The following is a 26,669-nucleotide window of genomic DNA, read 5'->3' on the forward strand; positions in this document are numbered from 1 at the left end:
GAGGCCCGGATGCAGAAATATGCGTCCGGGCTTTTTCTTTTAAGGGAAGTTCTCCACAAGTTATGCAGCAAAGCCGGACATAAATTGTTTATCTTGCACATTTTATGTACTTTTGTGCCGTAAATAAATTAAATAAAGGTATGAGTCATAATTTATTGAAAGGTAAAAGAGGCATTATCTTCGGTGCGCTGAACGAGATGTCGATTGCCTGGAAAGTGGCAGAAAAGGCTGTGGAAGAAGGGGCAACTATTACATTAAGTAATACGCCGGTTGCCGTACGTATGGGTGAAGTCGACGCCCTGGCTAAAAAGCTGAACGCAGAAGTGCTGCCGGCAGATGCCACTAGCGTGGAAGATCTGGAAATGGTATTCTCAAAATCAGTAGAAATACTGGGAGGAAAAATAGATTTCGTATTGCACTCTATCGGTATGAGTCCGAATGTGCGCAAAAAACGTACATACGATGACCTGGATTACGATATGCTGGGAAAGACATTGGATATATCCGCCGTCTCTTTCCACAAGATGCTCCAGGTAGCCAAAAAGCAGGATGCTATCGCCGATTGCGGTTCGGTACTTGCTTTATCGTATGTGGCAGCACAGCGTACTTTCTTCGGTTACAACGACATGGCGGATGCCAAGAGCCTGTTGGAATCGATTGCACGCAGCTTCGGTTATATTTACGGACGCGAAAAGGGAGTACGTATTAATACGATCTCTCAGTCGCCGACCCTGACAACAGCCGGTAGCGGAGTGAAAGGTATGGATCATCTGATGGATTTCTCCAATAAGATGAGTCCGCTGGGTAATGCATCGGCCGAAGAATGTGCAAACTATTGCATCGTAATGTTCTCCGACCTGACCCGCAAGGTTACTATGCAGAACCTTTTCCACGATGGTGGCTTCTCAAGCATGGGCATGAGCCTTCGCGCCATGAACCAGTACAGCAAAGGATTAGAAGAATTTACCGACGAGAACGGAAATATTATTTACGGTTAACCAGCCGTAAATAGCTGACAGTTATGCTAATAAAAATATACCCCGAAAATCCCAATCCGAGGGAAATAGACAAGGTTATCGACGTCCTTCGCGACGGAGGCCTGGTCATTTACCCGACCGACACAGTATATGCGATCGGCTGTGATGCATTGAATGTCCGCGCAGTTGAAAAGATCTGCCAGATGAAAGGTATCAATCCGCAAAAGAGCAACCTTTCCATCATCTGTTACGATCTTTCTAATTTGAGCGAATATGCCAAAGTAAACAATTCCGCTTTCAAGTTGATGAAGAAGAACCTGCCCGGTCCTTTCACCTTCATCCTGCCGACAAGCAGCGAATTGCCGAAAATATACAAAAACAGGAAAGAAGTCGGTATCCGTGTGCCGGACAACAATATTATCCGGACCCTGGTAAAGGAGCTGGGAAACCCTATTCTGACCATGTCTGTTCATGACGACGATGACGTGATCGAATATTCGACTGATCCGGAGCTGATCCATGAAAAGTATGAAAATACGGTGGACATCGTTATCGACGGTGGTTACGGTGGTTTCGAAGCCTCAACGGTTGTAGATTGCACCACAGATGAGTTTGAGATTGTACGCCAAGGGAAAGGTATATTAGAATAAAGCAAAAAGGCTTCCTGCATTGAAACAGGAAGCCTTTTTCTATTTTAACTATCTAACAGAATCTGCAATTTAGAAGTTCCCCACATTTGCTTTATCCCACCAGACACGAGTACCGCCAATATCGCCGGTAAATTTTCCACTTGAGTTTTCCTGATTCAACAGATCAATACCTTTCTGTAATTCTGCATTATTTGTATTGATTTCAATTTCAGAATAAATCAGACGACGAATTTGTTCATCCGTATCAATTGTTCCGTTACTGCTGTTAACACGAACCGGGAATAGTTTAGGATAACCTGTACGGCGATATTCAGCCCAGGCTTCTGTAGACAACGGGAAGTTTGCCAGCCACTTTTGCGTAATGATACGCTGCAGCTTTTCTTCATTGCTTGCACCATCATTCCATTTAACCGGCACTGTATTCATTGCTTTATAACTATTTTTAGAGTCAATCGGATCTACGAAGTCAATCTGCGTTGTAGTACCATTGATGTAATTCTCGATATCTTGTTCAGATATATCAACCGTTCCATTCACATAAGCCTTTTTGTATTTCAACTCATTATTAATAGAGATACGGATGCCTTCTTCATACAGATCCTTGGCATTACCACCCATACTCCAACCACGCAAAGCACCTTCTGCACGCAGGAAATAAGCTTCTGCCACCTTCATTACCGGGAACGGAGTAGCATAAGAACAAACGACACTTGAGAAACCACCCCATTTATTCGGCTTCGAAGGTAATTCACAACCCGCACGTATGCCCAGATACTTAGTATCTACAGCTATTTTAGATCCGTCTTCGGCTACAATTTCCTGAGTATTCTTCGTTATATACAACGGTGTACGAGGGTCCTTATAACCTTCCATAATAGTTACCAAAGATGCATTGACACCACAATCTCCCCATTCGAACATACGGGTCAATTCATTACTTAAACCCTGATCAATCAGAATATCTTTATCGGCAGAGGTCAGAACGCCACCCTGATACGCTTCTTCCGCTTTCTGTTTTGCCAACGTCGGATTCGCTTTTACAATACGCATCGCAATACGCAGTTTGAACTGGTTAGCAACCTTTATCCATAAAGAGCGGTCACCTTTGCACCAATAATCAAACTGTTGCATGTCTGCTGCGGCTGAAGTTCCATTTTTGAAACCTTCTATTGCTTCATCCAGCAAAGTGAACATACTATTATAAACACTTTCCTGTGTATCATAAGCAAAAGCCACATCATTGCCATCCAATACAGACTGATAGGCAATAGGGCCGTAAGCATCTGTCGTCATCAGCATACCGTAAACCTGGACAACACGCATAACGGCAGCATAATCTTTGATACCCTTTTCATCACAGGCATTGATCAGACGGCGGGTATTATTGAAGATATGCAGATAAAAATTCTCATACATACCGCCACAGAAACCGCGGTTCAATTTATAATCGGCATTCCCGTTACCTCCAAAGTTGTGAGGGGTCATGAAATAACCGCCAAACAGATCAACACTCAGATTTGTCCAAAACTGGAACATATTTTGCTGCGGAGCATATACATAAGTAATCGGTTCTATGAACTGAGCCTCAAACGGCATGTTATCCGGATCGACTTCATATTTATTGGTATTCAGTTCCTCAAAATTATCAGTACAACCGACAATCATCGTGCCGCAGGCAATAGTCAGGCCCAAAGCGGCTGCATATTTGAATAATATATTTAATTTCATAGATAATCAAGATTAGAAGTTTAATTTCAGATTAAGACCAACACTACGGGAAGAAGGCAACGCAAACATATCAACTCCTTGCCAACCGTTTCCGGTACCGGCAGATACATCCGGATCCATCGGAGCATCTTTGTAGAAGAAGAACAGGTTACGGGCAATCAAAGACGCATTCAGATTCTTTCCGATACCGAAAAGGTTACGGAACGTATATCCGAAAGACAACTCACGCAAACGGACATTCGTTGCATCGTAAACATACAACTCATTAGCATACTGCGAATTGAAGTTTGTTGCACCTACTACGGAATAGAATTTCTGAGGATCAAAAGTTACTCCTTCAAACACAACACCACCATTATCGCGGGCAGCACCAGAGCGTTCGGAAACACCCCAACCATCCAACGTAGCTTCAGTCATTGACATTACTTTACCACCCACCTTTGCATCGATCAGGAATGACAAAGTGAAATCTTTATAGTGGAATGTATTGGTCCAACCCATATTTACTTTAGCATTCATATCACCGACATATTTCAGATCCTGAATACCGTCACCACCCAACTGGGGAGCACCGTTTTCAGAAACAACAGGTTTACCGTTGTCATCTCTCTTGATCTGACGAACATACAAGTCACCATAATGGCCGCCTTCCTTCAGGATCACTTTTGCTCCGCCATAATCGGCCAGGGTCAAACCGTCAGGTAGTTCATCCACTAATTCCTTAATCTCATTCTCGTTATATGCAAAGTTGAAGTTTGTACTCCAGCTAAAATGATCGGTAAACTGATTATGCCAACCCAAGCCAATTTCAAAACCCTGGTTCTGCACATTACCGGCATTTACATAACGGTTTCTCAGACCTGTTTCCCACGGAGCTGAGATTGAGAAGAACTGGTTCTTTGTATTTGTCTTATAATATGTAAGATTCACATCCAGGCGATTCTGAAAAAATGTTCCGTCAAAACCAACTTCCAGAGAATTTGTCTTTTCAGGTTTCAATGTTTTGAACGGTGCATTTTCGGGAGGCGTCAAAGCACCCTGGTCACCCAACTCATAACGCAGATTCGTCATAAAAATAGGAACGTCATTACCAACCATTGAGTAAGAAGCACGCAACTTAAACATATTAACATTCTTGCCAAAGTCAATAAACTTATCCAGTAAAGCACTGGCACCTACTGACGGATAGAAGAAAGAAACGCCATCCGTATATGCCAAAGCAGAAGACCAGTCATTACGAGCAGTTACATCCAGGAACAAACCTTCCTTATAACCGAACTGAGCAGTCGCGAATACAGAATTCAAACGTTTTTCTTTCAATGATTCAGTCGTAGTCATCCGGTAATAGTTAGCCGGAGAGAAGATATTCGGATAATAAGCACTACCGGTCGGTTTGCCATCTACAACCGAGAACTTGGAGTCACCCCAACCGATCAAATCAACACTGGAACCAGTTGTTTTCGTAAAACTGCTACCAGCCGTTACTGATAAGGTATAAGTATCTTCCCAACTTTTATTATAGCTTGCCAGAATATCCCCATACATCTGTTCACTGAAAATACGGGAATCCTTCATGGTACCCATCTGGTTACGTCCGCCTGTACTGGAAGCATATTCATTATATATCCATTTCTCATCACCACGTTCGTAACGCAAACGGCCGGTAACGGAAAGACCTTCCATAATATCATATTTAACACTACCTCCGAATTCATAACGGTTACGGTTTGAAGTCGGTTTCTGACGGTTCACCATCCAGTAAGGGTTGGAGAATTGTTCCTGGGCAACATTCGTCCAGTTCTGGACATTTGCGTTCAAAGAAGGTTTATACACCTCGTAATTATTTTTGTAATGATCCCAGTCTTCTCCTCTCGGGAACAAATAAGCACCGGTAACCGGATTACCCAGAAAACCGGCTGCTGCCTGGTTTTCAATATCCTGATTATTATAGCGGGCACTTACATCAATATGAACTTTCTTCCATAGGTGGAAACCGACTTTAGCCAACAGGTTATGACTCATATAGGTATTTTTCGGTGTTACACCGTGAGAAGCTACATTCGCATAAGAAAAATAAGAAGAGATGTGTTCATTACCACCACTCAAAGCAATTGAATTGTTGGTAGTGAAACCAGTCTGATAGAAATCTTTCGCATAATTTGGAGCAGTAGTCGATAATTTGTCCCCCCAACTGAATGTACCCTCATTGCTCATTCCGTAAGAATTCTGGAACTTAGGCAACGAAGCAACTGTTTCCACTGTTGTATTGCTCGATACATCGATCGACACTTTACCCGACGATGCCGATTTAGTAGTAATCATAATTGCACCGTTGGCAGCCACAGCACCATACAAAGCCGCCGCAGAAGCACCTTTCAATAAAGTTATCTGAGCAATATCGTCCGGATTGATCGTAGACATGGCATCACCACCATCACGACCTCCACCATAATTACTGTTTACCTGTGAATCAGACACATTCATCATCAAAGGTACCCCGTCTACCACAATCAACGGTTGGTTGCTACCATTAATAGATTTGTTACCACGAAACAGGATCTTGGAAGCACCACCCGCACCGGTAGAGTTCGGAGTGATCTGCAAACCGGCACTCTTACCCTGTAAAGAGTTGATCATGTTTACGTTTTTAATTTCATTCAAGTCTTTGCCGCCAACAGTCTGGGCTGCATATGACAACGTTTTCGATTCGCGTTTGATACCCATGGCAGTTACAACAACTTCGCCCAATTGTTCAGAATCGGAAACCATAGAAACATTAACAACAGAACGTCCGTTAACCGGTTCTTCCACTGTTTTCATACTCAAATAAGAAAATACCAGAATTGCATTTTCACCAACTTCCAGAGAATACTTTCCATCGAAATCAGTTACGGTTCCAATAGTCGTACCCTTTTGTAGAACATTTACGCCAGCAAGAGGCTCATTCAGTTCTTTGTCCATCACAACACCGCTTACTTTTCCTTGTGCCCACAGCACATTTGTACATATCCCAATGCAGAATAGTACCAACATAACAAAGCTCTTCCTCATAAAGTCAGATTGTTTAGGTGAATTAATAATGAAAATTTCCATAACACTTTATCCTAAAGTTAAATAACAGGTTTAACATTTACATACATACAGCCAAAACAAGAACTAAGTCCTACCAGAACTTATATAGCATTGCGTTTATCCGGTTGTAAATCTATTAAATTATAACCGAAATAAGCAATAATTGTTTGAATAAAGATTATTATTTTGTTTATATTAACACAATAATGTCGCGTTTCCAGCACACTCGCATCAGCATTAACATTTGTTTGTAGCAAATAGACAGAGTTCTGGTAGAACTCCGTAATAAAATATTTATTTGAAACCTTCATATTCCTATTGTCTTCCAAAATGCCTACCTTTGTAATTAGGTACATTATTAATATAGCAATATGAACTGGACCCAATTATTATCAGGTAAACGTTTCGGAATGGAAGAATATCATGAACGTAAACATGAACGTACGGACTTCCAGCGGGATTATGACCGTTTGATCTTCTCCTCCCCCTTCCGCAGATTACAGAACAAGACACAGGTATTTCCTTTGCCGGGCAGTATCTTTGTCCACAATCGTCTGACACATAGCCTGGAAGTTTCCTGTGTAGGTCGTTCGTTAGGTAATAATGTAGCAAAGGGATTGATGCAAAAATATCCCGACGGAAGTATTAACTTTCCGGAAATAGGTTCCATTGTTTCCGCAGCCTGCCTGGCTCACGACATGGGCAACCCGCCATTCGGACATTCCGGAGAGAGAGCTATTTCCGCTTACTTCCTGGAAGGGAACGGCAGTTATCTGGAAGACGAAATTCGTTCTGCTGGTGGCCGTTGGGAAGACTTTCTTCATTTTGAAGGCAATGCCAATGCCATGCGCCTGCTTACCCATCAGTTTATCGGCCGGAGAAAAGGCGGATTTGCTTTAACTTACAGCACATTGGCCTCTATCGTCAAATATCCTTATGCATCGGTTCATTCAGGCAAAAAAGGGAAGTTCGGTTTTTTCCAGTCGGAAGAAGAAACCTATATGCGCATAGCTACCGAATTGGGAATAAACCACAATCCTGAAGACAAGAATAAATTTGTCCGTTACCCGCTGGTTTATCTGGTAGAAGCAGCCGACGATATCTGTTATCAGATCATGGATATAGAAGATGCCTGCAAACTACATATCCTTACGACAGAAGAAGCCATTCAACTATTGCTCAACTTTTTTGAAGGAGAACGACTGGACCATATCATCCGCGTCATGAAAATGGTAGACGATACGAACGAACAGATCGCCTATCTTCGCTCCTGCATCATCGGACTACTGGTAGATGAATGTTCGCGTGTCTTCCTTGAAAATGAAGACGGAATACTTGACGGGACCTATAATACTCCTTTGATAGAGCAGATAGGAGAACAAGCCAAACAAGCCTATGCTACCTGTTCAAAAACGGCTTACAAAAAGATTTACCGCGCCAAAGAAGTACTCGACATAGAACTGGCCGGTTACCATATTTTCAGCCACCTGATCGACAGCCTGACAGAAGCTGTCATGAATCAAAGCCATGCATACAGTAAATTATTGTTGCAGCGCATCCCGGAACAATATGACACGAATGCACCAACCACTTATGGCAAAATACAATGTGTACTTGATTATATCTCAGGAATGACAGATGTTTATGCACTCGACTTATACCGCAAGATCACAGGAATGAGCCTTCCGGCCGTTTAATACTCTTCCCTATATTTGCTTTCTTCTTTATCTTCCAGGATACTGAGATAGCTCTTATAGCGGGACTCGCTGATATAATGATCTTCAAGCGCTTGCAAAACAGCACACCCCGGTTCATGACGATGGCTACAGTTATTGAACCGGCAATCTTCGGAGAATTTGAATATCTCCGGAAAATAGTGGGAGATTTCAGCAGTCTCCATCTCTATCGTTCCAAAACCTTTGATTCCAGGGGTATCAATCAGGTAGCCTCCTTCCGGCAGCGGGATCATTTCAGAGAAAGTTGTCGTATGCATCCCTTTATTATGATATTCGGAGATATCGCCGGTCCGGAGATTAACGCCGGGAACTAACTTATTGATAATCGTTGATTTCCCAACTCCCGAATGGCCGGACAAAAGAGTTATCTTATCTTTCAACTCAGCCTTTAGCGCATCGAGACCTTCTTCCGTTTTAGCACATAGGGTAGAACAAGGATAACCGATCGTTGTGTACAAATTAATCAAGGCGTCGAGATATTCCTTATCTTCCCCTTTATAACGGTCGATTTTATTGAAAACCAACTTCACCGGCACACTATAAGCCTCAGCCGTGGCCAGAAAACGATCGATAAAAACAGTTGTAGTAATCGGATAATTGACAGTTACGATCAGCATGGCCTGATCGAGATTGGCCGCAATGATATGCGATTGTTTAGATAAGTTGGAAGCCCGCCGGATAATATAGTTCTTACGGTCTTCTATCCTGGTAATAAACGCCGTACCTTCATTATTGATATCGATATCAACCCGGTCACCGACAGAGACAGGATTTGTGCTGCGTATCTCCTTTAAACGGAAATTTCCTTTTACCTTACTTTCCACATCACGCCCGTCATCGGTGCGTACGGTATACCAGCTACCTGTATTCTTTATTACCAGTCCCTTCATATTAATTAAAAATTAAAAATTGAAAATTGAGAATTGAACAAACTACCGGACGATACGCGTCAAAGTAATTTTCAATTCTCAATTCTCAATTTTCAATTATTTATACTGTCATTATTTCTTTTTCTTTAGCAGCGTAGAGGTCATCTACTTTCTTTATAAATTTATCGTGCACCTTCTGAACTTCCGCTTCCGCATCTTTTGCCACATCTTCAGGAGTTCCGTCGGCTTTCACACTTTTCTTTATTGCCTCGATCGCATCGCGACGCGCATTACGAACACTGATTTTTGCCGTTTCGGCTTCCTGTTTGGATTGTTTAGCCAACGTGCGACGGCGTTCTTCTGTCAGAGGAGGAATCCCCAGACGGATTATTTCACCGTTATTTTCAGGAGTGATACCTACTTCCGAGTTCATGATTGCCTTTTCAATCTCTTTGATAAGCGGCTTTTCCCACGGAGTAATGATAATCGTTTTTGCATCCGGTGTATTTACCGAAGCCACGTTAGTCAGAGGAACAAGACCTCCGTAATAAGGAACCTTCACTCCGTCAAGGATCTTCGGATTAGCCTTTCCGGCACGGATATGAGCCAACTGTTCGTCAAGATAATCGATTGCGAACGTCATTTTCTCTTCTGCTGACTTTACATACTGCTTGATATCTGCCATAACTGATTGATATTTTGTTTTCTGTTTTTTTCGATAAACAAAAGTAGTAAAGTTTTTGAACCTAGCAAACAAATTACTTTTTTAGCACTATAATTCAACTGAAAGCGTAGCATAAACTTGCGGCCCCGAAGAAATCGACAAAGCAATCCAGAAAGAAAATTTGTATCATATATTATGATACTAAGATATCATATATTATAAAAATAAAATATCATATATTATGATACAGTTATATTACAATATATGATATTCTCATTACCTCATAAGGGATGCTTTATCACTTAAGCTTCGGACAAAGTAACATCAGATAGAGAACGCCTACACTCAGCACAATCACCGCCCCCAATTGCGAAGCCATTGCATCCGACAGGAAGCCCATGAAAAGAGGAAAGACAGTTCCTCCGAACAGCCCCATAATCATCAACCCGGATATCTCGTTCTTACGCTGGGGCATGGACTGGATTGCCTGCGAAAAGATGATCGAGAACACGTTCGAATTTCCGAATCCAATCAACCCTATACATATATATATGATCTCTTTGCCGTGGAACAAAGACAATCCGACCATTGCCAGCGCCATCATTGCAACGCTGAAGCCAAAGAATATCTTGGCCGACATGCGACTCAGAATAAAAGCACCCAGGAAACAACCGGCCGTACGGAAGATAAAATAAAGACTGGTGGCAAACGATGCATCATGTAATCCCATTCCCAAACGCTCCATCAGGATTTTCGGAGCCGTTGTATTCGTTCCGACATCAATGCCGACATGACACATGATGCCGATAAAACACAACAGAATAAAAGGCTTGCCCAGCAAGGCAAAGCATTCTCCGAATGTCGAAGGTTTCCCTTCCGGCTTCTCTTCGTCTATCTGCGTTGCTCCCAACAAAAGGATTGTAATAACTGCAACAACCATATAAACCGGGAAAAGCACCCGCCAGCCCAGGCCGAAAGAAGGAATCGCAGCCGTTGCGCCCCACATCGCGATATAAGGAGCCAGGAAAGAAGCGATAGCCTTTACAAACTGCCCAAAAGTCAGACTGCTGGCCAACTTATCCCCACTGATGATATTCGAGAGTAACGGATTCAAAGAAGTCTGCATCAAGGCATTACCGATACCCAGCAGAGAAAAGGAAATAAGCATCAGCATATAACCATCGCCAAAGATTGGGAGCAGCAAAGAGAAGAATGTAACGATCAGACTAAGTAATACAGTCTTCTTCCGTCCGATCCGGTTCATCAGCATTCCGGTTGGAACAGAGAAAATCAGAAACCAGAAGAATACAAGCGACGGAAAGATATTCGCCTCCGAATCTGTCAGATTCAAATCGGCCTTCACATAGTTGGAAGCAATCCCCACCAGATCCACAAATCCCATAGCGAAGAACGCCAGCATGACCGGGATCAACTTTATATATAAACCTTTTTCTTTCATGATCATTCTTTATTCGGATAAGGAGGCCATGCCCCTTCCTGTGTACAAACGAAAGCGGCCGTTTCGACAGCAAGCTGATGGGCTTCACGCAGGGATTTCCCTGTTAATATAGAATAGACAAACGCCCCGGAAAAAGAATCGCCTGCTCCTACCGTATCGACAACCTGTACTTTAGGAGTCGGGATAGTGGACTGCTCATCCGGCGAATAAATCGAACTGAAAGCGCTTCCGGCTGTCAGAATCACATATCTGAGGTTATATTTCCTCAACATCTTACGGCACACTTCCTCATCCGTACCTTCCAGATCACACATGCTGCGAAGCAATACCAGTTCCTCGTCATTCACCTTAAAGACATTTGCTTTATGCAACAACGCTTCAATCAGTTCCTTAGAGTAATACGATTGCCGGATATTGATATCGAAAAAGCGCAACGCATCTTCACGTGCATACGACAATAAAGACAGGATCGTTTCTCTCGACGCCTGCGAACGCAAAGCCAATGTGCCATAACAAATGGCATCCGCCCTCTTTACCAGGTCGATAGATTCCTGGGTTAGAGGAATATGGTCCCAGGCAACGCCTTCAATGATTGTGTAGGTCGGAATACCATCCTTCAGTTCCACCATCACACTTCCGGTCGGATATTCTACTGTTCCCAAGCTATTGGAGATATGGTTCTTTTCCAATTCCTGAACGATTTCCGTTCCTGACAAATCATTTCCTACTGCACTGACGGCATATCCCTCAGCTCCCATTTGTGTGGCGTGATATACAAAGTTGATCGGGGCACCTCCGGCACGCTTTCCGGTTGGCAGGACATCCCAAAGGAGTTCGCCGATACCGACTACTACAGGTTTATTCTTTTCCATGATATTTCAATTTTTAAAGTGCTAATTTATAAATATTCAACGAATTTACCCGGCAGGAACCATCCTTACTGTAAAAGTTCAGACAGTTGTAAGGTTCGTTCGGGAAAACAAGATTGGTCATAGCCACCTTTCCGCCATCGAGGAAGACTTCGACAGAGCATTTATCTACAAAAATCCGAAGCGTATGTTCCTGTGCCGGAGATAAGGGTCCCCAGGTCGCCAAAGCAAAATCGTCCACATAATTAATGGAGTTGGCGATACGGTTATCGTGCGCTTCCTTTTCATGCGGAACGCTATTCTTTCCAAAGTCCACGATACCGCTATGCACCCTGTCCATAACCAGCTTCTTCGCATTCAGGTCCAGATAAATATCCACATACTCACCTATCCCGTTCACCAGCTGAAAGCCTGCGATACTCGATTTACCGGTTGCTACATTCATATTTATCTCGAATGCGCCATCATTTCCGGCAAACAGCGTATCTATGCTGACAGCTTTATTCGCCTCAACCGTGAAAGCTGGAATCTCGCGTGTCTCTTTCCGGAGCGATTCCAGTTCCCTGACCGGATTCACTGCCATATACACCTCTTTCCCTTCGGAATACATAGTCAATTCGCGAGGCAAAGCATTGGCACTACGATACTGCTGCGTAGGAATAATATTCGCATACTGCCAATTGCTCATCCAGGGCACGGCAATGACACGGTCGCCGGTATTGGAAAAGCAGACTGTCGCATAATGGTCTTTTCCCCAGTCCATCCATTTGACTACTTCCGGTTTCGTATCGCAAACAAACTTTGTCCCGTCGAAATCCCCGATAAAATACTGCGTAGCCGACCCTCCGAACAAACAACCCGGATTGATATTGACAATCAGCGCCCATTTCTTGATATTCAAATCCCCATTTACCGGCAGTTGCACCATATCCGGGCATTCGAACTGACTCGGCTGCACACCGTACCCGTCACCGAAAGCACTCATATACGTCCAATCTTTTAAATCCCTGGAAGAATAAAACCGCATTTCCTTATCCGCCGACACAATCATCACCCACTTCTCTTCCGGAGCGTACCAGAACACTTTCGGGTCGCGGAAATCTTTCAGGCCGTCGAACGGGGTAAGGACAGGGTTCTTTTCGTATTTGGTAAACGTACGCCCGTTATCGTTACTATGAGCCATACATTGTATCTGTCCGTTCTTATCGCTGGCGGAAGTATAGAAGGAGACGATCGAACCGGCACCGTAACCGGCCGTATTATCCTTGTCCACAACGGAACTGCCGGAAAAGATATGCCCCATCGTATCACGGGCCAGGGCAACCGGAAGATGTTCCCAATGAACCAGGTCACGGCTTACGGAATGCCCCCAATGCATATTTCCCCATACCGAACCGTAAGGATTATACTGAAAGTAAAGATGATATTCGCCATCCTTATAAACCAGTCCGTTCGCATCATTCATCCAACCATACAACGGAGTATGGTGATAAAGAGGACGGAATTTATCACGGTTGGTCGTATCGAACGTGTCGGAGAGTTTCATCTCTTTCCAGCATACGGCATCCTTCGGCGTTTTGCGGATACGGACAACCGCCTCTTTTGCTCCGGCAGGCAGTTCGAAAGGGACGAAATAATCCGTTTCCTTTTTAGCCAGACGGATATCCATATCCGTATCCGCCGGATTCCCCGTCACAAGACACACCTGCCCTTCACCGGTATGTTCTTCCACCGGCAACAAGAGGTATTTGGCCGGATTCGTAATATGGACAAACGTTAGTGTATCGCCCTGCTGCTCCAAAGTAAATCCTTCTTTAGAGGCGGACTGGCAAGCGGCCAGGCTTACTGATACGGCACAGCCCATCAGGAAATTCTTACTGTTATTCAAAATCGTTGTTTTCATATGATAATAGATTAATTGTTAAAATGTAATGTTTGCACTAAATTCTACGGTGAAGGGACGGATATAGCTGCCGGCCATCCACTGCCCGTTATGCTTGGAGGCATCCTCCTTCTTATCCAGTTCGGCTCCCGAAATACTGCCACGTGCTCCGGTCTGGTTCAGGATATTCACGACTGTCGCTCCCAGGCTAAGATACTTATTTACTTTGTAATTAACACCTCCGAATGTTTCCCAACGACCATTAAAATAATAGGCATTGTTGATATTGGCATACGTCTTGCTGAAATAACGGGCGCTCAACCAAACCCGAAAGTCTTTATAGGTGTAACTCGGATCAATCTCCAGCAGGACTTTCGGTATTTCCGTCACGATATTGCCGGTAGCATTGATACCTGCGTAGCTGCCGTCCGAGAAATTCACGCCTGTTTCATACTTCTTATAAGTCGGATTCTGGTAAGTAAACAGGAAGTGCAGGTCGAAACCTCTGAACAACCTGGCAATCAGGTCAGTCGTCCACCCGATAGTTTTAATATCGTAGCTGAGCGGGGCTGCGTTGATATCTTTCGAGTTATTCGGATTGATCAGATTCAGGGTAGAGTTGTTGTTCGTCTTTCCGATATAAGAGAACAAAGACGTCAGGCTCAACCAGTTATTATTATAATAGATACCGGCACGTCCCAACGGAATGGATACTTTCTCCACATTCGGCAATTCGGACGGGGCAAAACTGGAGATGGCAGGATGCTGCGTATTATAAGTGAAATCGCCTGTAAAACCGAACTGCCCGGTCAGCTTGTAAGTCAGGGCAAACGTATAGACCTGATTGAACCAGTCATAATCGAAATCCTGCGGAGCGACGGTTCCGGTCTGTCCGTTCTTATTATAAGCCGCACCCAAATGATAGTTAGGGAAACGTCCCAATACGCTGTCATTCCTCAGATAGACCGCTGCATTCTGGCCGTGCATCTTCTGATATTCGAAGCGGGCACCGTAGTAGACATTGATTTTGTCGTTGATATCCCAATCGTGGGTAAAATAAAGGGCCAGTTTATTTTCATACCCTTTGTAATATTCGGAAGCATTCTTGTTGAAGTCGTAGTAAACGCCATCGGTATAACCTTCTTTCATCAGCCGGCTCGGATATTCTTCCACTGTATGGTCGTACATGGTGGTATTGGAGGCATAATCAATCTTATAATGCCACTGGTTCAACCCGATACGCCAGGTTCCGTTTTTATATTCGCGCGACAGTTCGGAAGTCAGGAAGGTTTCATCTATATTACCGCGATTCAGACAAGACATGCGGCTTTGTACATAGCCTTCATAAGGAGTCAGATTGCCTTCCAGGTCTTTCAGGGAATAGCCGTCTTCCGAAGTCTTCTTTTCCAGCGACATCGGCGTCTGATAGACATAAGAGCCGAGCGCATGGTCGTATTTGGCATTCACAATCCATTTCAGACCGTTATCCCATTTATAAGCATGATGCAGGCTAATCTGGTTGCCTTTATTCAGGGAGGCATCATAAAGGTTAGTCTTCTTCAATTCACCGGAACGCATATCCATATAAACCATCTCGCCCGTTGTCGGCAGGTAAGAGCTTGTACCCAGTTTAAAACCGGGAATCTCCTTCACACTTCCGTCGCCCACATACATAAAAGGGGCATTGGTCGCAGCATTCGAGGGCCAGCGGCTGTTGCTGTAATGATAAATAACCGATAATTCACCGCGGTCCTGATTATAACGTTTAGTGATAGCAGCTTTATAAATCTGTGTACGGTCCTGATTGGAAGCAAAACGCAACTTGAAAGTTCCCGGGTCGAAATCCTGATAAATACTTCCGCTGTAAAACCAACCTTTCCCGGCATTACCGCTGATATTCAGGTCGATTTGCTGCTTACCGAAATGATTTGTATTATAATTCAGTTTACCCCGGAATTTTTGCGTCCCGAGTTGCGTATGAGAGTTTACCGCATATCCAACAGTACCGGTTGTGATAGCCGTTTCCGAAATCTTCAATAATCCGACATGCCCCAGGCTGCCGTCACCGCGCCAATGGGTATTTACATTATGAGGATTGGAATTGTAGACGACAGGCAAACCATTTTCGAGGACATTAACATCACCACCGGGCAGTCCGATGGATATCTCGCGGGGACCATTCGCACTGGAGGCATTCAGCATCACATTGCGGCTGTTCGTTTCATTTGATTTTTCCTTATTCAGCTGAACGGTATCTTTTACCGCTTCCTGTGCATATGTTGCGGCTGACAAAGTACAGCCGGCAATTAATAAAAGGAAAGACTTCTTCATGGTAATCATGGCAACTGTTTTCATATAGAATGTTTTAATGTTGTTCTTGCTAACAAGTTTTCGGAAGCAAATGTAGAGGCACTGAAAACAATCGGATATAACAAAACGAGCCAATCCTGTCACATTCGTCACATACCCTGAAATTCATTCCAATAGTATAATATCCGTCAGATAAATGCGACAAATGTGATAGGAAAAAGAAGTTGTTTTTTTGAGGTCTCCTCAAAGCCTCCTTTGAGAGCTCGTTGAAGCAGGCTTTGAGACGTCCTCACAGCCTCTTGTGACCGGCACTCACAAAATGTTGCCTATTCTGATGTATTCTGATACTCTTTCGGGGTTTGGTTATAAACGGCCTTAAAGCATTTGGCAAAATAGGCGGGAGACGAAAAGCCTGTGCGGTAAGCAATCTCGTTGATATTGTATTGCTTTTGTTTCAGAAGAACGGCGGCCTTCTTTAAACGGTAGTTACGGAGAAAATCGACCGGGCTGGTTCCAGTCAGGTCTTTTATCTTACGGTGGAGATGGCCGCGCGACAAACCGAGCGTATCACTCAACTTCTCCACATTAAATTCAGAATCGGTATATATCTCTTCAATCTGTGTCAGGAACCGGCGAAGGAACAGGTCATCCATATTCTCCACCTTCTCCGGTTGCGCCATCAGCATATTACTGCTTTGCAGCTTTTTCAGAAATGCTTCGCGCAACTTTTTTTGTTCATCGAGGATACGGATTATACGGAGTTTTACAAAGTTCACATGGAAAGGCTTCTGGATATAACCGTCCGCCCCGCCCGATATGCCATACATACGCTGACGTTCATCCGACAAGGCCGTCAACAGGATAACGGGAATATGGCTGATGGCGATATCCGTTTTTATACTGCGGCAAAGTTCGAAGCCATTCATTTCCGGCATCATCACATCGGATAAGACAAGCGATATTTCATTTTCCTCCTGAAGAAGATTCAAAGCGACCTTTCCATTGGTAGCGGTAAATACGCGGAAGTTCTCCGATAATTCCTTTTCCAGGAACGCACGGACCTCATCATCGTCTTCAACAACCAAAACGGAATAAGGATATGTCTGTGCCAACAACGTTTTCTCTTCGGAATCATCCAGGTTCGAAGCATCATACGCCAAATGGGAAACAGGCAGTTCCGTGATATATTCGCCGTTCAGCTGCGTCTTATCTTTCCGAAGGCAAACGGAGAAAACGGTTCGCTGTCCGGGGACACTTTCCACTGTTACCTCTCCGTTATGCATCTTTACATATTCATGGACCAGATGCAAACCGATACCTGTCCCCACCCGGCTGTTCTCCGAATAGAAACGGTTGAAGAGATAAGGCAAATTCTCCGGTTGGATACCCGAGCCATTGTCTTCGACATGTATCGTCACCCATTCGTCCGACTCTTCCAGCGCTACCCCAATCTTTCCCCCTTCGGCCGTAAACTTAAATGCATTGGATAACAAATTCACCAAAACCTTCTCAATCATATCCGCATCTATCCAGATACGGCAGTTCTTCATGTCCGAGGCAAAAGTATAGGTAATATTGCGCACCTTCGCCATACTATTGAAATATGACTTCACCTCACTGCTGAACGAAACGATTTCCGTCTCACGTATCTTCAGTTTCTCCTGCTTATTCTCCACCTTCCGGAAATCCAATAGTTGGTTGATGACGCGGAGTAAACGCCCCGCATTCTTATGAATCAACTCCAGGTCTGAAAGGTAGGGGGAATCGTGCAATAAGTTAAGCAACCTGTCCAACGGCCCCAATATCAGTGTTAACGGAGTTCGTACTTCATGGGATATATTGGTAAAGAACTGGAGTTTGGAGGCTGTCACCTCTTCTATCTCCGCATTCAGGGATATCAGTTTACGGCGCTGTTCTTCCTCTTTCTTATTAATCTCACGCAGTTCGCGGTTTTTAAGCCGTATCTTACGGTTAATATAGAATACATAGACCGACAAAGAAATGAAGCCAACCATCAAAAGCGTGATAACACTCAATGAATCCCGGAGAAAATTAAAACGGTTCAGCAATTCATCCATACGGCTCCGCTGTGTCTCGATACGTTGTTGATAATTGCTCAACCGTTCAGATTGAAGCAACAAGGTCTGGGCAGCCGATTTATCAACCAAACCGCTCAACAAAGGAATATATTTATCCACCTTCTCCCCTCTAAGCAACTGCATGGCGGTCCGTATCACCTGTTCACCGCCCGTCGGATAAAGGAAAGAGACATTAATCCGTCCATCCGCCACCGCTTCCAGTCCGGCATTGGCCACGGCATCCATTCCTATAATATGTAACTCCTTACCACGCACCGGGTCTATTGCCTGAAAATGTTCACGGGCGGCAATAGCCATCATATCGTTATGAGCATAGACAAAGTCGATGGGTTGTGAAAAGTCTATCTCTTTCAGGCGTTTGGCTGCGACATCATACCGCCAGTCGCCTTCCACGGGGCGAAAGGTTAAATCCGTCCGTTCCTGCAAGGCATCCCGAAAACCATTGTGACGTTCCTGGGCGGGAGAAGAACCCATCATTCCCCAAATTTCAAGAATAGTGGCATGAGGCGGTAAATGTTTGGCAGCATATGTTCCGGCGGCAAAACCCAGATCATAATTATTCGCTCCGACAAAGGTGGTATATTGGTTCGTGTTTACTTTGCGGTCGGTGATAATCGTTGGGATGCCTGCACGGAATGCTTCTTCGGCCACATCTGTTATCGGCGCTGACTCGAAAGGTGAAATAATCAGGACATCGACCTTTTGTGCAATCAGTTCGCGTATCTGTTCGATTTGTCGGTCGTTATCATTATCGGCATCCTTAATAAGGACTTTAATACTATCATAATTGGATGCCTCAATCCCCACCTCCCGAATCATTTGCTGCCGCCAGGCATCATCCAGCATACATTGGGAAATTCCTATCACATATTTCTTTTCCCTATCGGCACGGTCGCAACCGGCAAGCAACAGGCATAAAAGGAATAATATGGATAGGAAGTGTTTCACATTTTTCTAATTATGTACCAACGTCCCAATATTCTCGCCGCTCATCACCTTCTTCAGATTCCCGTTGGTATCCATATCAAAGACAATGATAGGCAGATTGTTTTCTTTACACATGGTAGTCGCTGTCAGGTCCATCACTTTCAGGCCACGAGTGTATATTTCATCATAAGTAATATCTGAGAACTTAGTCGCAGTCGGGTCTTTTTCCGGATCGGCTGTGTAGATGCCATCCACACGTGTACCTTTCAGCATCACATCGGCTTCAATCTCGATACCTCTTAAAGAAGAACCTGTATCGGTCGTAAAGAACGGATTACCTGTTCCACCGGACATAATCACCACATTACCCTGTTCCAGCAATTCGATGGCACGCCATTTATTATAAAACTCACCGATCGGCTCCATCCGGATAGCAGTCAACACCTTTGCCTTTACTCCCTGTGCAACCAGCGCAGAACTCAAGGCCAAACTATTGATTACCGTTGCCAGCATCCCCATCTGATCACCTTTCACCCGATCGAACCCTTTAGACGCCCCACTCAGACCACGGAAGATATTACCTCCGCCTATGACAATGCCGATTTGGACACCCATCTCTGCAATCTCCTTGATCTGTGCTGCATACTCATTCAAACGAACTTCGTCGATACCATATTGTTTACCTCCCATCAGCGACTCACCGCTTAACTTCAGGAGAATTCTCTTGTATTGTGCCATCTTTCTGTTTTTTGATTTTTAATTGTTCTTCTGCAAAAATACAGTATTTCGATTAGCAAACAATATCGGAAGTCAATTAATCCGGTTTTATTTAATAAAACTGTATAGCCTATGTAGCAACTCTGTAATGCCGTCCCCCTACTTTTGCTACCGAAATGAAACACACTTTATTCCTTATTTTGAAAAACACTAAGAAAACAACCAAACCTTCTTCCTAACTTTAGCATTCCCCTCCCCTTTCAGCGGAAAGAGACAGGGGAATGTTACTTTACAATTTCATATATCTTTTTCACTTTTAAAGCCTGAACAATACAGCCTGACGCACTGTTTCATAAACAAAGAGACATTAAACAAAAAGAATCATTTAAAAATTAAGCAGTTATGAAAAATGTATTGATTGGTATTGCTGCCGGTATCGCTATCGGCTATGTGCTTCGCAAAATGGAAGACGACGGTAAATTCAAATGTATCCACGACGACATGAGCGAACTGGCCGACAGAGCAAAAAAGAAAATCAAAGATGTAGTCGACAAAGGTGTTAACGAAGCCGAATATATCGGTGACCGTGTCGAACATATCACCGACAAAGTCAAGAAAGGGGCAACAAATTAATAGCTATTCAAGGATTATCGCTACAATATGTCACCAATTCTGTCAAACATAGCTTAAACAAGTGACAAAAAGACAGAATTAGGCATTAAATCCAACTGGCACAAAGTTTGCTTATTGATAGCTGAACGAAGGGTTCGGAAAGAGCCCGGAGTTCAGTAAATTATTGAATGTGTAACTTAAAAATAGGAGATTTAATTATGATGCCGATCAGAAAAAATCAAAATTGGTTACCGAGTATCTTCAATGATTTCTTCGATAACGACTGGATGGAAAAAGCTAATTCAACAGCACCTGCTATCAATGTAATTGAAAGCGAAAAAGATTATAAGATTGAATTGGCTGCCCCGGGAATGACTAAGGAAGATTTCAATGTCCGTATCGACGATGACAACTGCCTGGTTGTTTCAATGGAAAAGAAAAACGAGAATAAAGACGAAAAGCATAACGGACGTTATCTACGTCGCGAATTCTCATATTCTAAATTCCAGCAGACAATGATATTGCCGGATGATGTTGACAAAGAAAAGATCAGCGCTAAAGTAGAACATGGCGTATTGACCGTAGATGTTCCTAAAAAAGTACCTGTAGAAACGGCCAAATTACAGAGAAACATTGAGATTAAATAAGTACCCTCATCATTAAATAATGATATCCCCCGACGGAATTTCCATCGGGGGATATTTTTTATCCGGCTTCTCTCTTCGCAGGGATACTGACAGATGAACTTTATTTTATTACTTTAGTATTAATACTACCACTTGTTCGCCCGTCGCAGGTTAATTGGCAGGTAGTAGAGACATTGCATACAATGTCTCTACCCGACCGCATGGTGGTAATTTTAGAATTATCTATTATTTTACGATTGCTTTTACAGCAGCTTCGCCTTCAACAGCCACAGTCACATAACCTGCCGGAGCAGAGATAGTAGCTTCGTTGGAAGTGATTACCGTATTAGCAATAGTCTGTCCAAGAACGTTGCTGATAACAACTTTCTTACCTTCAGCGCCTTTAACGATTACGGCTCCGTTAGTTGCAACTACTGATACTGTTGATGTAGCAATTGTTTCGTTATCTGTTGCCATATCATCTTCTGAACCTATCTCGATATTGAATACCAATGCATTATCACCACCGGTTCTTGCATTTTCAAATGTAGATGATTTTGAATCCGACAGAACCAAACAACCGTTCTGGCTCTTCAACCAAGCACCATTGATAGGAGCAACATCCAAATCGCTTGCTTTCTTGTCTGATTCAATCAGGAATGCAACATCCAAGTTTTCTGCTGTTGCAGCAGCTGCCTTATCCGGATTGATGTAACGGAATGACCAAGTATAATTCTTGTGAGCATCTTTCTTCAATTCAGATTTCAAATCAATGATATAGTCAGCGTCAATTTTAGCAGCTTTGTAAGCTGCCTTAATTTTTGCCGTATCCAAATCAGCATTAGCCAGTTCTTCGAAACCATTTGTCAAAACATACAAGCTATCACCAATATGCATAGCATCCACAAAACCGACACGAGTATAGTCACCAAACTGATATAACTTATCTGCATCTTTAGCCTTCAGAGAATCTGCGAAACTTACCAGATATTTAGCTCTTGTAAAGCCAGGTTTTGCAGGAATAGCGTGAGGACAAGTCCATTCTGTAATACCGTTCAGGTGTTCGTGATCCAGTTCACAAGGTTTAGCCGGTTCTGCAATTTTTTCACTCTGACTCACATAGATGAAATACTGCGGTTTGATCTTTCCATTAGGAGCATTATCAATTGTCGCTGTATCAACCACAAATGACAAACCAGCTTTCGGATTAACTTTATCTTCTCTTTCGATACCCAAATAGCAAACTCCTTCATTTTTGAATTTCTCATTGTTTTCATCCATCAGATATTCACCACGATAATATTCTTTGAACTTCAGAAGCTTAGCTGCATCTTCCTGGCCTTCTACAGCACCATCTAATGCAGTATTGAAACGACGATACAGAGGAGCGTTATTTTCTACAATTGCAAATGCAGAAGTTCTTGTTTCTTCCAGCACATTATCTTTCAAGATTACGCTCAGATCTTCATCAGCCGAACCAATCTTCGTTGAATCAGTTGCTGCGACATTGATGAATGCATAGTAAGGACGAGCTGCTTCTACAGATTCAGCTTTATAGAAATTATTTTCTTTCAGATAGAACTTCTTAGCTTTAGCTTCATCAGAAGTCATTTTGTATCTGCCCTCGCTATCTAATGTAATATAAAGATTACCCTTAGAAGTCTTCACATACGGAGTGTACATAACACGTTTCAACTGTTTCAAACCTGAAATTTTAGCTTTCAATGCATTATCCACAGTAATACCATAAGGAACTTCAGCTGTTTCTTTATTCATAAAGAATGACAATTCAGCATCTTTCACATACAGGATAGAATCCCCGTTCATACCGATGAATTTATCATCAGCATATGAATGCAGATAATTGAACTTGTAAGACATTACATCCAACACCTTGTTATCCAAGTTCAAATAACCTAATTTTTCATTACCTAATGCAGCAGCTGTTACAGGCTTGATATCCAGGGAGTCAATACTATGCAGACCACCTGCAACAAACTTGTAAGCACCACCTTCTTCCTGACGTAACTGAATGCTTTGTTTTACACCGGCAAATTCACGGTTAATAAGTGTTACAGTTGACAGCTCGGCAATTTCCGAAGTTTCTTCATGATCTTTTAAGATAACCCACTGGTAAGCCGGCATGTTCATCACTTCCTGCTCAGAAGCTTTTACAGTAACCCATTTCGGAGCATTAGTCCAAGCATTTACTCCATTATCTTTCTTCGTATTATAAATAGGAACAGCCAAATACTGGTCTTTATCATTCTTGATTACATAAACACCGTTATTTTCTGATGTACGGTTTGTTGTACCTTCACCCAAGAAGAAACGAACGTTTACAGGACCTGCATCTGCTAAAACAGTAATTTCACTTGTAGAAGTCAGTTTATTTAATGTAATAAGATGATTAACCGCATTTGTAGTTTGCCATTCAGAACCGGTTGCAGCATCAGCAGTACCTTTATCCATATAAGATTTAATGCTAACAGCAATACTGTCTGAAGTAGGATAATAATCAAACTTAAACATATAAGACTTGATATCACGGTTCTTAGCACCTGCACTCAAATAAGGAGCAGGAGTATGAGCTGTAGTTGTAAACTTATCACTTCCAAAACCAATTAGCTTCAGATTCTGGGAAGTACCATCAATATAAGCAGTATCTGCCAACAGATAAGTATCTTCATAAGGCTTATCATCCTTTGTTCCATCAACAATCTGTAGCAAAACATAACCATTTGCTTTTGTTATCTCAGGTACTAAACTAGCAGTTTCAGCATATAATTCAGAAGTATTATTCTCATTACCAATAATTGCCTCACTATTATTACCATTCCAAGCACGGAAAGTTTTGTCAGCAAAAACGTTTCCTAAAACACTATTATCACCTACTTTCAATTCCGGAGTTGCTCCCAGTTTGAAAGAATCACCTTCCGGATCAGTACCTAATTTGGTATTCAAGTCTTTTGCACTCAGAGTTACAGCACCTGCAGTAATAGGAGCCAGTCTCAAATGACGACCTTCCCATTTATCTCTGCTGGCATGAGCTTTTACCAAATAAACATCTTCTGAACTAGTATAACCATTGCCAGTTGCATTAGGAGTAGCAGTTGCGCCTGTTACCAAAGTAACAACAGAGTCTTTTGCAAAATAAGAAATTAAACCGCTTGTTCCGAACGGAGAAGACTGAGTTTCTGTTGAACTTTTCCATTTCCAGGAAGAAGCTGCTCCGTTCATTTTCACAAAACCATCTGCTGCTGCATAAGTTTTAGTTGCATCATACAAAGGAGCATCGCCAGGATTAACCATCAAAGGTATACCTGTTCCTTTATTTACAAATGTAAAATCAGGACCAGTAGCATTGTTGCTATAAGAATACTGAATAGACCACAGTGTTGAGTTTACATCTGTTACAGCAGTAACATCTTTCAGTTTCAGTGTGTAACCATTACCATCCGGTACCATAACAAGTACTTTGCCTGCAGTAGCGTCACCTAATTGATAAAACTTGTTAGTTTCAATCTTCGTTACATCACTTGTACCTTGGCTGATTGTTGCAGCCTGAGTAGAAGAGAACAAAGCCGAAGCCATACAAGCAATCGCCAAAGTAGAAAACTTTTTGTTCATAATCTAAATTTTAATATTAATAATAATGTTAATGAAATTGTTCTTATCCAACCTTTTACGTCCTTAGTCAAAGTATAATGACTAGAAAAAACGATCCTTTAATCTAGCCAGTATTTATAGACTATTTGATATTCGTAATCGAAAGCATTAATTTTGTACATACTTTGTTATTCTCTTGATAAGAAAGGAGATAGTTATGCAAAATTTATTTGGAAAAGAGTTGTGGTTTCAAAAGTTATAATTAATTTTGTTGACGTATTTAAAGGATCGTTTTTTTTAGTCACTACTTATTTTATATATAATTCTTATATTTCAATAGCTGAACCATATGTATATTATATTTCTTTCATAAAGAAAGTATATTATATTAATGTACACATGTACATTAATATATAGTTTTCACCGATTCAGTGTCAAAATAAAGAAAAAGATAATATAACACTATATATCAACATATTACAAGTGACGCTGAAATATTATTCGGCATCACCTATTTTTACATAGCAAAAATAAAGCTACTCTCTAATCTATCTCCTTTATACCGGCCTACAACAGTTAACCCATTATACTATAAGAACTAAAGCCTATTGTAGTAGACTTTAACCATCTTCTTTACTAGTATTAAATATGTAATCAGATAAGTACATAAATGTAAGTTCATATCTACATATATGTAAGGTATACCTTTCTTTTTTGTAAAGCATATATTTCATATTTAGAATAGGTATGAAAAGGACCTAATTGTACTATACTATATCCTTAAATATAATAGTGTGGCGACTTAAGCACCGAAGGAGCGATAAGCGACGCTATAAAACAACAATGGTGACGCTGAATAACACCTCAGCATCACCATCATAATTTACTCTTTCATAATGATATAAGCATCCGAAGTATAGCAAGTGACGCCACATTTCCGGAAACTTTATTTGTAACTACTCTTTAGGAATGAACATACTGATCCCTATCGGATAATGATCGGAAAGATAATCGTTGTCCGGACCGTTATAAATCTGTGCATCTACACAATCAGGACGCAGGCTGTCGGTTACAAATATGAAATCGATTCGCTCCTGCTGGCGGCGTAAAGCCTCTCCTTTCGGTGAACTGGTCAATATACGGGTAGGGTAAGAATAACGTTGGTTATCAGGAGTGAACATATAACAAATGTCATGCAATGAAGCTGCCATAAAAGTAGAAATCACAGCATAATTCTCCAGATGTTCATCCGTCCAGGAGGCATCGAAAGGGGAATGGGCATTCATGTCACCCATCAATAGGCAATTGGTTAACTGATTTTTATTGATGTAATCGATAATATTATCGGCCTCCTTTTTGCGTTTTAACCGATCATGAGGATTCAGATGCGTCACCAGGAAATCCATATTCAGAACTTTGCAATGTAACAGGCCGTGGCCATAACCGTCAATCTTTCTGTCGACAACCTTGATAGGCGTTTTCGAAGTGAGCCCGACCGGATAACCGTTTTCCTTTACAATTGCGGCATAAGGGTGACCGTAAGAAGCTGCCAGTTCTTTCAGTTTGGCCTCAGTGAAGCCGCAAAGTTCGTTCAAAGCCAGTACATCGGGGGATTGTTCTTTTACCCAGGCGGTAAAACGGGAGATACGATCCTTATCCGAACCGTTGCTGAAACCATCCATGATATTGTAGGAAATGATCTTTATCTTTTGACGGTCGGTGCGCCAGTCACGTTCATAGGAACTTGAAGTCTGAGCATTCAGACCGGAAATAAAGAATAATGCAAAAAAGAAAAGAATACATTTGTTATTAGATAACTGCTTCATTGTTATTTCTGATATTAGATTAATACTATGTTATTTA

17 protein-coding genes are annotated in these 26,669 nt (G+C 42.4%); 5 read left to right on the plus strand and 12 right to left on the minus strand.

All coding sequences use genetic code 11. From position 1 onward, the window contains the following. Positions 1-140 precede the first annotated feature (140 nt). Positions 141-998: an enoyl-ACP reductase FabI gene (locus C825_RS26675; protein WP_009859931.1), complete on the plus strand. Its 858-nt coding sequence runs from the start codon at positions 141-143 to the stop codon at positions 996-998. A gap of 23 nt (positions 999-1,021) precedes the next feature. Then, entirely contained in the window at positions 1,022-1,627 is a 606-nt protein-coding gene (locus tag C825_RS26680; protein WP_010800808.1) for an L-threonylcarbamoyladenylate synthase, read from the plus strand. 69 nt (positions 1,628-1,696) lie between these two features. Here C825_RS26680 and C825_RS26685 read toward each other — a convergent pair whose 3' ends face one another. Beyond that, positions 1,697-3,355, minus strand: a complete 1,659-nt coding sequence (locus C825_RS26685) for a SusD/RagB family nutrient-binding outer membrane lipoprotein (RefSeq protein ID WP_010800809.1) — start codon at positions 3,353-3,355, stop codon at positions 1,697-1,699. Positions 3,356-3,367: 12 nt separating this feature from the next. Next, entirely contained in the window at positions 3,368-6,406 is a 3,039-nt protein-coding gene (locus tag C825_RS26690) for a SusC/RagA family TonB-linked outer membrane protein (RefSeq protein ID WP_010800810.1), read from the minus strand. 392 nt (positions 6,407-6,798) lie between these two features. Here C825_RS26690 and dgt point away from each other — a divergent pair, with 392 nt between their 5' ends. Further along, complete coding sequence (gene dgt / locus C825_RS26695) at positions 6,799-8,124, plus strand: dGTP triphosphohydrolase (RefSeq protein WP_010800811.1); 1,326 nt, start codon at positions 6,799-6,801, stop codon at positions 8,122-8,124. Here dgt and rsgA read toward each other — a convergent pair. From rsgA to pyrH, 8 genes are all read right to left on the minus strand, one after another. Beyond that, on the minus strand, positions 8,121-9,053 hold the full coding sequence (rsgA, locus tag C825_RS26700) for a ribosome small subunit-dependent GTPase A (RefSeq protein ID WP_010800812.1): 933 nt from the start codon (positions 9,051-9,053) through the stop codon (positions 8,121-8,123). The two genes, dgt and rsgA, sit on opposite strands and share 4 nt — an antisense overlap. Positions 9,054-9,153: 100 nt before the next feature. Next, on the minus strand, positions 9,154-9,717 hold the full coding sequence (gene frr / locus C825_RS26705; RefSeq protein WP_009859937.1) for a ribosome recycling factor: 564 nt from the start codon (positions 9,715-9,717) through the stop codon (positions 9,154-9,156). Between the two features lie 277 nt (positions 9,718-9,994). Next, complete coding sequence (locus C825_RS26710; protein WP_010800813.1) at positions 9,995-11,161, minus strand: MFS transporter; 1,167 nt, start codon at positions 11,159-11,161, stop codon at positions 9,995-9,997. Then, positions 11,158-12,027 carry a carbohydrate kinase family protein gene (locus C825_RS26715; RefSeq protein WP_010800814.1) on the minus strand — a complete coding sequence of 290 codons (870 nt, stop codon included), beginning with the start codon at positions 12,025-12,027 and terminating at the stop codon, positions 11,158-11,160. Before C825_RS26715 ends, C825_RS26710 begins: the two co-directional genes overlap by 4 nt. A gap of 13 nt (positions 12,028-12,040) precedes the next feature. Next, entirely contained in the window at positions 12,041-13,927 is a 1,887-nt protein-coding gene (locus C825_RS26720; protein ID WP_010800815.1) for a glycoside hydrolase family 32 protein, read from the minus strand. A gap of 18 nt (positions 13,928-13,945) precedes the next feature. Further along, positions 13,946-16,261 (minus strand): TonB-dependent receptor, encoded by a 2,316-nt coding sequence (locus C825_RS26725; protein ID WP_010800816.1) that lies wholly within the window; start codon positions 16,259-16,261, stop codon positions 13,946-13,948. A gap of 281 nt (positions 16,262-16,542) precedes the next feature. Further along, positions 16,543-19,263 carry a substrate-binding domain-containing protein gene (locus C825_RS26730; RefSeq protein ID WP_010800817.1) on the minus strand — a complete coding sequence of 907 codons (2,721 nt, stop codon included), beginning with the start codon at positions 19,261-19,263 and terminating at the stop codon, positions 16,543-16,545. Positions 19,264-19,269: 6 nt separating this feature from the next. Continuing rightward, the gene (gene pyrH / locus C825_RS26735) at positions 19,270-19,980 is read right to left on the minus strand and encodes a UMP kinase (RefSeq protein WP_005867363.1); all 711 of its coding nucleotides are present in this window, start codon (positions 19,978-19,980) and stop codon (positions 19,270-19,272) included. A 381-nt stretch (positions 19,981-20,361) separates the two neighbouring features. Between pyrH and C825_RS26740 the strand changes: the two genes are divergently transcribed. Together C825_RS26740 and C825_RS26745 are read left to right on the plus strand one after the other, a co-directional pair. Beyond that, positions 20,362-20,592, plus strand: a complete 231-nt coding sequence (locus C825_RS26740) for a hypothetical protein (protein WP_009859943.1) — start codon at positions 20,362-20,364, stop codon at positions 20,590-20,592. A gap of 197 nt (positions 20,593-20,789) precedes the next feature. Further along, the gene (locus tag C825_RS26745; RefSeq protein WP_010800818.1) at positions 20,790-21,218 is read left to right on the plus strand and encodes an Hsp20/alpha crystallin family protein; all 429 of its coding nucleotides are present in this window, start codon (positions 20,790-20,792) and stop codon (positions 21,216-21,218) included. Between the two features lie 225 nt (positions 21,219-21,443). On the opposite strand, the gene C825_RS26750 is transcribed toward C825_RS26745, so the two are convergent. Further along, positions 21,444-24,827, minus strand: coding sequence for a DUF6383 domain-containing protein (locus C825_RS26750; protein ID WP_010800819.1), 3,384 nt, complete (start codon positions 24,825-24,827; stop codon positions 21,444-21,446). Positions 24,828-25,762: 935 nt separating this feature from the next. Further along, positions 25,763-26,632, minus strand: coding sequence for an endonuclease/exonuclease/phosphatase family protein (locus C825_RS26755; RefSeq protein ID WP_010800821.1), 870 nt, complete (start codon positions 26,630-26,632; stop codon positions 25,763-25,765). Between the last annotated feature and the right edge of the window lie 37 nt (positions 26,633-26,669).

This window comes from Parabacteroides sp. ASF519 (assembly GCF_000364265.2).
GTDB lineage: Bacteria > Bacteroidota > Bacteroidia > Bacteroidales > Tannerellaceae > Parabacteroides > Parabacteroides goldsteinii.